Origin of the sequence: Pseudomonas sp. S150, from assembly GCF_004526365.1 — a bacterium.
GTDB classification, from domain to species: domain Bacteria; phylum Pseudomonadota; class Gammaproteobacteria; order Pseudomonadales; family Pseudomonadaceae; genus Aquipseudomonas; species Aquipseudomonas putida_A.
The window spans coordinates 2,909,325-2,920,569 of the sequence record NZ_CP038207.1 but is presented as its reverse complement, the minus strand read 5'-3'; the positions used below and the strand labels follow the sequence as shown (position 1 = coordinate 2,920,569).

Annotated in this window: 9 protein-coding genes; 6 read left to right on the top strand and 3 right to left on the bottom strand. The window is 60.1% G+C overall.

The features are described 5' to 3' along the window. Positions 1-5: 5 nt before the first annotated feature. Positions 6-656, bottom strand: a complete 651-nt coding sequence (locus tag E3Z29_RS13345; RefSeq protein ID WP_007961094.1) for an N-acetyltransferase — start codon at positions 654-656, stop codon at positions 6-8. A gap of 305 nt (positions 657-961) precedes the next feature. Here E3Z29_RS13345 and xthA point away from each other — a divergent pair, with 305 nt between their 5' ends. Together xthA and E3Z29_RS13335 are read left to right on the top strand one after the other, a co-directional pair. Then, positions 962-1,774, top strand: coding sequence for an exodeoxyribonuclease III (xthA, locus tag E3Z29_RS13340; protein WP_027614628.1), 813 nt, complete (start codon positions 962-964; stop codon positions 1,772-1,774). 240 nt (positions 1,775-2,014) lie between these two features. Next, positions 2,015-3,349: a substrate-binding domain-containing protein gene (locus E3Z29_RS13335; protein ID WP_134785983.1), complete on the top strand. Its 1,335-nt coding sequence runs from the start codon at positions 2,015-2,017 to the stop codon at positions 3,347-3,349. A 131-nt stretch (positions 3,350-3,480) separates the two neighbouring features. Here the strand turns inward: E3Z29_RS13335 and E3Z29_RS13330 are convergent, their stop codons facing one another. Then, positions 3,481-4,710, bottom strand: a complete 1,230-nt coding sequence (locus E3Z29_RS13330; RefSeq protein ID WP_134785982.1) for an acyl-CoA dehydrogenase — start codon at positions 4,708-4,710, stop codon at positions 3,481-3,483. A 157-nt stretch (positions 4,711-4,867) separates the two neighbouring features. Here E3Z29_RS13330 and E3Z29_RS13325 point away from each other — a divergent pair, with 157 nt between their 5' ends. The 3 genes from E3Z29_RS13325 (at position 4,868) to E3Z29_RS13310 (ending at position 7,417) form a co-directional block, all read left to right on the top strand. Next, positions 4,868-5,797 carry a LysR family transcriptional regulator gene (locus E3Z29_RS13325; protein WP_027614626.1) on the top strand — a complete coding sequence of 310 codons (930 nt, stop codon included), beginning with the start codon at positions 4,868-4,870 and terminating at the stop codon, positions 5,795-5,797. Between the two features lie 178 nt (positions 5,798-5,975). Continuing rightward, a complete protein-coding gene (locus tag E3Z29_RS13320) occupies positions 5,976-6,374 on the top strand; it encodes a MerR family DNA-binding transcriptional regulator (RefSeq protein WP_098968123.1) in 399 nt (132 codons plus the stop codon). A gap of 143 nt (positions 6,375-6,517) precedes the next feature. Beyond that, positions 6,518-7,417: a hydroxymethylglutaryl-CoA lyase gene (locus E3Z29_RS13310; RefSeq protein ID WP_027614624.1), complete on the top strand. Its 900-nt coding sequence runs from the start codon at positions 6,518-6,520 to the stop codon at positions 7,415-7,417. Positions 7,418-8,083: 666 nt separating this feature from the next. Here E3Z29_RS13310 and E3Z29_RS13305 read toward each other — a convergent pair. Beyond that, positions 8,084-9,781: an AMP-binding protein gene (locus E3Z29_RS13305; protein WP_134785981.1), complete on the bottom strand. Its 1,698-nt coding sequence runs from the start codon at positions 9,779-9,781 to the stop codon at positions 8,084-8,086. A gap of 298 nt (positions 9,782-10,079) precedes the next feature. On the opposite strand from E3Z29_RS13305, the gene E3Z29_RS13300 reads away from it, so the two are divergent. Beyond that, positions 10,080-11,243, top strand: a complete 1,164-nt coding sequence (locus E3Z29_RS13300) for an isovaleryl-CoA dehydrogenase (protein ID WP_007961115.1) — start codon at positions 10,080-10,082, stop codon at positions 11,241-11,243. Positions 11,244-11,245 lie beyond the last annotated feature (2 nt).

The window sequence follows — 11,245 nt, the reverse complement described above, 5'->3', positions numbered from 1 at the left end:
TATGGCTAAGCCGTTGCAGTTTGTAACACCTGCGGATTGGCGTGGAAAAACACGTGCTCGCGCACCGGGCCGACGGCCACTTCGCCGATCTCCTCATAACCCTGACGTTTGTAGAATTCCAGGTAGCGCGGGTTGCCGGTGTCGAGCACCACGCCTTGCGAGGTTTCGTCCACTGCGCACCAGTTATGCACGGCGGTCAGCAACTGCTCGCCGAAGTGTTTGCCCTGAAACTGCGGATGAATCCCCAGCAGCGGCAGCATGTGCACGGAGTCGCTGGGCACGCAGGCGGCCACCGCATCGTGGTATTCCAGATAACGCCGGGTGCAGCGGAATCCGGTGCTGAGCACCATGCGCAGGCGCCATGCCCAACTTTCGGTGATGCCCAGGCGACGCTGCGGCGGCGCGATCAGGGCGATGCCGATCAGCCGGTCGTTGACCAACAGGCCGATGGCCGGCTGATCCTGCAGAAAGTGCTGTTTGACCAGTTCCCGCACCGTGGCCCGCACGCGCTGCTCGTAACCCGGCCGCTCGGCCTCGAACAAGTAACCGAAGGTCGGCTCGTGGCGATAGGCCTGATACAGCAGCGATCGGGCTTCGCGCGAGTAACCGCGGTCGAGCATGTGGATGTCGGCGATGGCGGTCTGGGTTTCAGGCATGACGGTGATTCTCCCCCGGGGCGCGGCTCAAATGACTGCGCTCTTGATGGTACGAACCTTTTGCGGGTGGCGCAGTTCCCCACAGGTATAGACCAAGCCAGACTCTTCATCGACCGGGCGGCCGTCAATCGCGAGCAGGCTCACTCCTACAGGGGTACGCATTCCAAATTGTAGGAGTGAGCCTGCTCGCGATGGCGTCAGCTCGGGCAACCCACATCCCACAGACAAAAATGATTTCTCCCACCCCACACTGGCCCCCATCCCACATGTCAGCTAGCATCGCCCTTTTGCCAGGACTGCCGACCATGAAGATTGTTTCCTTCAACATCAACGGACTGCGCGCCCGTCCGCATCAGCTGGCAGCGCTGATCGAAAAGCATCAGCCGGACGTGATCGGCCTGCAGGAAACCAAGGTTCACGACGACCAGTTCCCGCTGGAAGAAGTGCGTGCGCTGGGCTATCACGTTTATTTCCACGGTCAGAAAGGCCATTACGGCGTCGCCCTGCTTTCGCGCAAAGAACCGATCGCGATCCACAAAGGCTTCGCCAGCGATGAAGAAGACGCGCAGCGCCGCTTTATCTGGGGCACCTTCGCCGACGCCAATGGCGTGCCGGTGACCATCATGAACGGCTACTTCCCGCAGGGCGAAAGCCGCGACCACCCGACCAAATTCCCGGCCAAACAACGCTTCTACAGCGACCTGCAAACCCTGCTGGAAAGCCAGTTCCACAACGAACAGCCGCTGGTGGTGATGGGCGATGTGAACATTTCCCCGGAGGACTGCGACATCGGCATCGGCCCGGACAACATGAAGCGCTGGTTGAAAACTGGCAAATGCAGCTTCCTGCCGGAAGAGCGCGAGTGGATGGCCCGCCTGAAAAACTGGGGCCTGACCGACAGCTATCGCCACTTGAACCCGGACGTGACCGACATGTTCAGCTGGTTCGACTATCGCAGCCGTGGTTTTGAAGACGAACCGAAGCGCGGGCTGCGGATTGACGTGATCCTGGCGTCCCATGGTTTGCTGCCAAGGGTCAAGGATGCGGGCGTGGACTATGAACTGCGCGGCATGGAAAAACCGTCGGATCATGCGCCGATCTGGCTTGAGTTGAGCTGATTCACAACGCTTCTCCCTGTAGGAGTGAGCCTGTGGTGAGGGGATTTATCCCCGATGGGCTGCGAAGCGGCCCCAGTCGTCTCTAATAGATCGAAATGAAGATTTTGGGTCGGCTTCGCCAACCATCGGGGATAAATCCCCTCACCACAGGCTCACTCCTACATTGGATCCCTGTCATGTTTTGGTCATGCGCCTGACTTAATCTCCCCGGCAATCCCCTTGGCCTGATTCGGTGCCGGCATGACCCTGCGTGTTCTGTTCGCTTTTCTGTCGAGTGCATGGCTGACGGTCAGTGCCGCCACCCTGCCCATCCCTGAAAATGGCCCGGCATTGCGCATTCAGGGTTCCAACACCATTGGCGCCGATCTTGGCCCGGCGTTGGTTGAAGGCTTTCTGCAGGACCAGGGCCTGCTGAAAATTCACCGCGAGAACCCCGACACCGCCAACGAACAACACATCGTCGGCCAGACTGCCCAAGGCAAACGGGTGGTGGTGGAAGTCGCCGCCCACGGTTCCAGCACCGGTTTCACTTCGCTGAAAAGCGCCAGTGCCGACCTCGCCGCCTCCTCCCGACCGATCAAGGACAGCGAACTGCTCAGCCTGCAAGCGCTCGGCGATCTGAAAAGCGCCGCCGCCGAGCAGGTGATTGCCATCGACGGCCTGGCGATCATCCTTCACCCCGGCAACCCACTGCAGCAACTGGACACAGAGCAACTGGCGCGGGTCTTCAGCGGTGAGGTGAAAACCTGGGAAGACCTCGGCGGTCGCGGCGGCGCGATTCATTTATATGCGCGGGATGATCAGTCCGGCACTTACGACACGTTCAAGGAACTGGTGCTGGGTCGGCGTGGGAAAAGTCTGAGTTCCAGTGCGAAACGCTTCGAATCCAGCGAGCAATTGTCCGACGCGGTGAGCAGTGATCCGCAGGGTATCGGTTTCATCGGTCTGCCGTATGTGCGTCAGGCCAAAGCCGTGGCGATTGCCGACGGCGCATCGCAATCGATGTTGCCGCTCAACAGCCTGATTGCCACTGAGGACTATCCGCTGTCGCGGCGCCTGTTCTTTTATCTGCCGCCGGGCAACCAGAATCCGTGGGCATCGGCACTGGTGGCGTTTGCGCAAAGCCCACAGGGCCAGAAGATTGTTGCGGCCAACGGCTTCATCAGCCAGACCGTGCACGCGATGACCGTGACACCGAATGCGCTGATGCCCGAGGGTTATCAATCCCTCAGCCGCCATGCCCAGCGTCTGACGGTGAATTTCCGTTTCGAAGAAGGCAGCGCCAGCCTCGACAACAAGGCGCGGCAGGATCTGGCGCGGGTGCTCGACTATATACAGCGCCATGACAAGACCGAGCGCGCGGTGACGCTGGTGGGGTTTGGCGACGAGAAAGACGATCCGGCCCGCGCCGACCTGCTGTCAAAGCTGCGGGCGATGGCGGTGCGCCGTGAATTGGTGAAGAACGGCGTGGTGATGCGCGAAGTGCGCGGGTTTGGCGCGTTGATGCCGGTGGCGGCGAACAGTGCGGATGAAGGCAGGATCAAGAATCGGCGGGTTGAGGTTTGGGTGTACTGAATCTGATGCAGGTGTGCTGGATGCATGGGCCCCTTCGCGAGCAAGCCCGCTCCCACTTTTGATCGCATTCTTCTAGTCGGGATGCGGTCGAATGTGGGAGCGGGCTTGCTCGCGAAGCCGGCGACGCGGTCTTAATGACCGCTGCGCAGCATTTCCTTCGGCACATACTTGCCGATCTCGAACTTGCCGATCGCCGCGCGGTGCACTTCGTCCGGGCCGTCAGCCAGGCGCAGGGTGCGCTGCATGGCGTACATGTAGGCCAGCGGAAAATCGTTGGAGACCCCGGCCCCGCCGTGGATCTGGATCGCCCGGTCGATCACCCGCAGCGCCACGTTCGGCGCGACGACCTTGATCTGCGCGATCTCGCTCTTCGCCACTTTGTTGCCGACGGTGTCCATCATGTACGCCGCTTTCAGGGTCAGCAGACGGGCCATGTCGATTTCCATCCGCGAGTCGGCGATCTTGTCGACATTACCGCCCAGACGCGCCAACGGCTTGCCAAACGCGGTGCGACTCACCGAGCGCTTGCACATCAATTCCAACGCACGTTCAGCCATGCCGATCGAGCGCATGCAGTGGTGAATCCGCCCTGGACCTAGGCGACCCTGAGCTATTTCGAAGCCGCGACCTTCGCCGAGCAGGACGTTTTCGTAAGGCACGCGCACGTTGTCGAACAGCACTTCGGCGTGGCCGTGCGGTGCATCGTCGTAGCCGAATACCGGCAGCGGGCGGACGATTTTCACCCCGGGGGTGTCGACCGGCACCAGGATCATCGAGTGCTGCGCATGGCGCGGTGCGTCAGGGTTGCTCAGGCCCATGAAGATCAGAATCTTGCAGCGCGGATCGCAGGCGCCGGAAGTCCACCATTTCTTGCCGTTGATCACCCATTCATCGCCATCATGCACGGCGCGGGCGGCCATGTTGGTGGCGTCGGACGAGGCCACGTCCGGCTCGGTCATGGCGAACGCCGAGCGGATCTCGCCGCGCAGCAGCGGTTCGAGCCAGCGCTGTTTCTGCTCTTCGTTGGCGTAGCGCACCAGCACTTCCATGTTGCCGGTGTCCGGCGCCGAGCAGTTGAACGGCTCCGGCCCCAACAGCGAACGGCCCATGATTTCTGCCAGCGGTGCATATTCAAGGTTGGTCAGGCCAGCGCCGAGTTCCGACTCAGGCAGGAACAGATTCCACAGCCCTTCGGCCTTGGCCTTGGCTTTGAGCTCTTCCATGATCGCGGTCGGCTGCCAGCGATCACCCTCGGCAACCTGGCGTTCGAACACGGCTTCGGCCGGGTAAACGTAAGTGTCCATGAACGCGGTCACGCGCTCACGCAGTTCTTGCACCTTGGGCGAATAAGCGAAATCCATGAGCAATTACCTTCTTTAGGCAGAGGTTGTTCAGATCATGCAATCGATGCTAGAACAGCGCTGATAATTTACCTAGCCTATTCTCGGCGTGTATAAACATTCATCACCGATATATGATCCGCTGATCGTCAGCCCCTAGAACAAGAGAAGCCGCGTTATGAATCTGAGTAAGGTCGACCTCAACCTTTTCATCGTCTTCGACGCGATCTACACCGAAGCCAACCTGACCCGCGCCGGGCAGATTGTCGGGATTACCCAGCCGGCGGTGTCCAACGCGTTGGCGCGGTTGCGCGAGACCTTCAACGATCCGCTGTTCGTGCGCACCGCGCAGGGCATGGTGCCGACGCCGATGGCACAGAACATCATCGGCCCGGTGCGCAACGCGCTGTCGTTGCTGCGGGTGTCGGTGCAGGAGAGCCGGATTTTCAACCCGGCCCAAGCGGTGAAGACTTATCGCATCAGCATGACCGACCTCACTGAGGCAGTGATTCTGCCGCCGCTGTTCCAGCGTTTGCGGCGTCTGGCGCCGACGGTGATCATCGAGAGCTTTCTGTCCAAACGCCGCGAGACCACCAAGGAACTGGCTGCCGGACGCCTGGATTTTGCCGTCGATGCCCCGCTCAACACCGACCCGCAGGTGCGCCACGTCAAGCTGATGGAAGACCGTTACGTCTGTGCGATGCGCAAGGGCCATCCGCTGGCGGGCAAGGAGAAACTGTCGCTGGATGACTATCTGTCGCTGACCCACATCCATATATCCAGTCGCCGCAGCGGGCTGGGCTATGTGGATCTGGCGCTGGGCAAAATGGGCATTCAGCGCAAGATCGCCCTGCGCTCGCAGCATTATCTGATGGCGTCGCAGGTCATGCAGCAGACCGACATGGTGATGACGGTACCCGAGCGCTTTGCCCGGCGTAATGACCTGCATGCGTTCAACCTGCCAGTCAACGACGTGCCGCCGCTGGAGACTCACCTGTACTGGCATGAAAGCACCGACCAGGACCCAGCAAATCGCTGGATGCGCGAGCAGATCATCGAGTTGTGCCAGCAGGTGGCAGCGCAGGAGAAGAAGCTGGACAAGGTGTAAGTCTTTGCACCGAGTCGCTGGCATCGCGAGCAGGCTCACTCCTACATACGACCGCGTTTCAATTGTAGGAGTGAGCCTGCTCGCGATGAGGCCCACAAGAACACCGCAGATCATCCTTCTTGACGTAAACGTCAACTCGCCATTAGCTTAGCGCCAAGACCTTTTTCCGAGCGCTTTCATGAGCAGCCAGACCTACAGCATTTCCGACCTCGCCCGCGAGCTGGACATCACCACCCGGGCGATCCGCTTTTATGAAGAACAAGGCCTGCTCAGCCCTGAGCGCCGTGGCCAGGAACGCATCTACTCGCCGCGCGACAAGGTCAGCCTGAAGCTGATCCTGCGTGGCAAGCGCATCGGCTTTTCGTTGGCCGAATGCCGCGAATTGATCGAACTCTACGACCCGTCCAGCGGTAACACCAAACAGCTCAACAGCATGCTGGCGAAAATCAGCGAACGCCGCGAACAGCTTGAGCAGCAGTTGCTCGACATCGAACAGATGAAGCTGGAACTCGACACCGCTGAAGAGCGCTGCGTGCAGGCGTTGGAGCAGACGCTCAAGGGCCAGCAGGCGAGCTAGTAAACAACACAAATCCCTTGTAGGAGTGAGCCTGCTCGCGATAGCGGTGTGTCAGTCGAGCAAATATTAACTGACTCACCGCTATCGCGAGCAGGCTCACTCCTACAGGGGATCTCCTCGAATCCAGAAGAGCAGGTCAACCCATGTCCCTCCCCTCCCAAGTACGCCTGATCGAAGTCGGCCCGCGCGATGGCCTGCAGAACGAAGCCCAACCGATCAGCGTGGCTGACAAGGTGCAACTGGTCGACGCCCTGAGCGCCGCCGGCCTTGGTTATATCGAAGTCGGCAGTTTTGTCTCGCCGAAATGGGTGCCGCAGATGGCCGGATCCGCCGAAGTGTTTGCGCAGATCCAGCGCAAACCCGGTGTGACCTACGGCGCACTGGCGCCGAACCTGCGCGGATTTGAAGATGCGCTGGCTGCCGGCGTGAAAGAAGTCGCGGTGTTCGCTGCGGCGTCCGAGGCGTTCTCGCAGCGCAACATCAACTGCTCGATCAGCGAAAGCCTGGCGCGCTTCGCACCGATCATGGAGGCCGCGAAACAGCACGGCGTTACCGTGCGCGGTTACGTGTCCTGCGTGCTCGGTTGCCCTTATGAAGGCGAGGTCGCACCGGAACAAGTGGCGATGGTCGCCCGCGAGTTGTATGCGATGGGCTGCTACGAAGTGTCCCTCGGCGACACCATCGGCACCGGCACCGCCGGCGCGACCCGGCGGTTGTTCGAAGTGGTGTCGGCGCAAGTGCCACGGGAAAAACTCGCCGGGCACTTCCACGACACCTACGGCCAGGCGATGGCCAACATCTATGCCAGCCTGCTGGAAGGCATCGCGGTGTTCGACAGCTCTATCGCCGGCCTCGGCGGCTGCCCGTACGCCAAAGGCGCGAGCGGTAACGTCGCCACCGAAGACGTGGTGTACCTGCTCAACGGCCTGGGCATCGAGACCGGTATCGACCTCGACGCCCTGATTGCGGCGGGTCAGCAGATCAGCGCGGTGCTCGGTCGCCCGAGCGGTTCGCGTGTGGCCAAGGCCCGTAACGCCCAGTGAGGGCGAAGGTGTTACCGCTGTGTCCGAAACGTGGGCGTAGTCGAGTAACACGGAAACAAATTGTCTGGTTTGCCCTGAAGGAAAAATCCTTCAAAAATCTCAAGGCATTGATTTACAAGGGATTTAAAAAGTTGGCACGGCTTCTGCTATCTCTATGGCATAACAAGAATAAAAAGCAGCAAACCAATAAAAATAAGACGTACCGACTCTGACATAACAAAAACAACACGGCAGAGACGCAGCTAACAGATTTTTTTGGAGAAGGTGTGCTTTTCAGGGTGCTCTCAGGAGTGACCCGCAACCGGGCAGAGAACAATAAAACTACCTTCAGGTAGCTCCCGAATCGGTTGGATCGTTTAACGAGAAAGCAGATCAGCGCTCAAAAAAATACGTTTGCTCTTGACCCCGGATGGGGGTCGCCAAAAACAGCGGTAAAGGGCCACGGTTGCCAAAAACAACAACAGACCGCCCCTCAATAATAAAAAAGAGCACGCGACGACAAAATTAAAGGGGAGCTTCGGCTCCCCTTTGTGCTTTCTGTGATTCCTGAAAACATCACAGATTCCCTGTGGGAGCGGGCTTGCTCGCGAATGCTGAGTGTCAGGCGACAAATTTGTATCTGATACACCGCATTCGCGAGCAAGCCCGCTCCCACATTTGATTGTGTCAGGCCTGCTTTTCGCGGAGCTCCTCGATACTGATCTCGCGCATCCGGAATTTCTGGATCTTCCCCGTCACCGTCATCGGGAACTCTTCGACGAACTTGAAGTAACGCGGCGTCTTGAAGTGCGCGATGCGTTCCTTGCACCACGCTTGCAGCTCTTGTTCGGTGGCATGGTGGCCGGGATGGAACTTGATCCAGGCGACAATCTCCTCGCCGTAACGCGAGCACGGAATGCCGATCACTTGTACGTCCGCCACCGCCGGGTGGGTGAAGAAAAACTCTTCCAGCTCACGCGGATAAACGTTCTCGCCACCACGGATGATCATGTCCTTGTTGCGCCCGGCGATGTTCACGTAACCCTCATCGTTCATGCTCGCCAGATCGCCGGTGTGCATCCAGCCGGCCTCGTCGATGGCTTCGGCCGTGGCTTGCGGGTTGCTCCAGTAACCGAGCATCACACTGTAACCGCGGGTGCACAGCTCACCGATGGTGCCGCGCGGCACCAGGTTGCCCGCCTCGTCGATGATTTTGCTTTCCAGTTGCGGCTGGGTGCGGCCGACGGTGGTGACGCGCAGTTCCAGCTCATCGTTCGGCCCGGTCTGCAGCGACACCGGACTGGTCTCGGTCATGCCGTAGGCAATCTGCACTTCGCTCATGTGCATCTCGCTGATGACCCGGCGCATTACCTCGATCGGGCAAGTGGCGCCGGCCATGATCCCGGTGCGCAGGGTCGACAAGTCGAACTCGGCCCGCTGCGGCTGATCGAGCATGGCGATGAACATGGTTGGCACACCGTACAGGCCGGTGGCTTGTTCTTCGGCGACAGTTTGCAGGGTCAGCAGCGGGTCGAACGCGTCGTTGGGATAAATCATGGTGCTGGCGTGGGTGATGCAGCCGAGGTTGCCCATGACCATGCCGAAGCAGTGATACAGCGGCACGGGGATCACCAGGCGGTCGCTCGGGGTCAGGCCGATGCTTTCGCCGACCATGTAACCGTTGTTGAGGATGTTGTAGTGACTGAGGGTCGCGCCCTTGGGGAAACCGGTGGTGCCGGAGGTGTACTGGATGTTCACCGGTTGATCGAAGTGCAGACTGTCGCTGCGTTCACGCAGTTGTTCGGGCGAAACTCTGCTCGCCAGATCGGCCAGTTGCGACCACGGCAGGAAGCCCGACGGTGGCTGTGCGTCGAGGCTGATCACCCCGCGCAAATCCGCCAGACGTTCGCTGCACAAATGGCCGATGGATTGCTCTGCGAGTTCCGGTACCAGCCCTTGCAGCATGGCGTGGTAGTTGGAGGACTTGAAAGCGCCGGCGCACACCAGCCACTGGCAACCGGACTGCTTGAGCACGTATTCCAGTTCGGAGCTGCGGTAGGCCGGGTTGATGTTGACCAGGATCACGCCGAGCTTCGCCGTGGCGATTTGCGTGATGCACCACTGTGCACAGTTCGGCGCCCAGATACCGAGCCGATCTCCCGCCTGCAAACCCAGCGCCAGCAAGGCTCTGGCGTGCAGGTCGACGCTATCGGCCAGTTGCTGCCAGGTATAACGCAACTGCTGATGCCTTACGACCAGCGCCTCGCCGTGTGGGTGTTGCGCGACAGTCTGATCGAACTTCTGCCCGATGGTCATCGCCAGCAAGGCTTTGTCCTGGGAGCCTCGGGTATAGCTGCGCTGCGGGTTTGCACTGGGTTGATCCATGATGACCCCTATTGTCTTTATTAGTGGGTTTACCGGGATTTTGCTTCGGGTGGGAGCGGGCTTGCTCGCGAATGGGGAGGATCAGTCGCCAGATGTATAGGCTGACACACTGCATTCGCGAGCAAGCCCGCTCCCACCAAAAGCACTCCGCTTCAATCCTGAACTGGTCCTACTCTCGCCTATGTTGACGTTAACGTAAAGGGTGATTGACAGCCATTCGTCACAGGCTTACGTTAACGTAAAGGTGAGAGCCGTTCGACCGCCCTCCCCACCCTACAAAAAAGCCAAAAGGTGACCCATGAGCTACCCATCCCTGAACTTCGCCCTCGGTGAAACCATCGACATGCTGCGCGATCAGGTTCAGTCCTTCGTCGCCGATCAGATCGCCCCACGCGCCGCGCAGATCGACCGCGACAACCTGTTCCCGGCCGACATGTGGCGCAAATTCGGTGACATGGGCCTGCTCGGCATCACCGTGCCGGAAGAGTACGGCGGCGCGGGCCTGGGTTACCTGGCGCACGTGGTGGCGATGGAAGAAATCAGCCGCGGCTCGGCTTCCGTGGCGCTGTCCTACGGCGCGCACTCCAATCTCTGCGTCAACCAGATCAACCGCAACGGCAACCACGAACAGAAATCCAAATACCTGCCGAAGCTGATCAGCGGCGAACACGTTGGTGCACTCGCCATGAGCGAGCCGAACGCCGGTTCCGACGTGGTCTCGATGAAACTGCGCGCCGACAAACGCGGCGACCGCTTCGTGCTCAATGGCAGCAAGACCTGGATCACCAACGGCCCTGACGCCAACACCTACGTGATCTACGCCAAGACCGACCTGGAAAAAGGCCCGCACGGCATCACCGCGTTCATCGTCGAGCGCGACTGGAAAGGCTTCAGCCGCAGCAACAAGTTCGACAAGCTCGGCATGCGCGGTTCCAACACCTGCGAGCTGTTCTTCGATGACGTCGAAGTGCCGGAAGAAAACATCCTCGGTGTGCTCAACGGTGGCGTGAAAGTGCTGATGAGCGGCCTCGATTACGAGCGCGTCGTACTGTCCGGCGGTCCGACCGGGATCATGCAGTCGTGCATGGACCTGATCGTGCCGTACATCCACGATCGCAAGCAGTTCGGCCAGAGCATCGGCGAATTCCAGCTGATCCAGGGCAAAGTCGCCGACATGTACACCCAGCTCAACGCCAGCCGCGCCTACCTGTATGCAGTCGCTCAGGCCTGCGAGCGTGGCGAAACCACGCGCAAGGACGCCGCCGGGGTGATCCTCTACACCGCCGAGCGCGCCACGCAAATGGCCCTCGACGCGATCCAGATTCTTGGCGGCAACGGCTACATCAACGAATTCCCGGCCGGACGTCTGCTGCGTGACGCCAAGCTGTACGAAATCGGCGCCGGCACCAGTGAGATCCGGCGCATGCTGATCGGCCGCGAACTGTTCAACGAAACCCGCTAAAC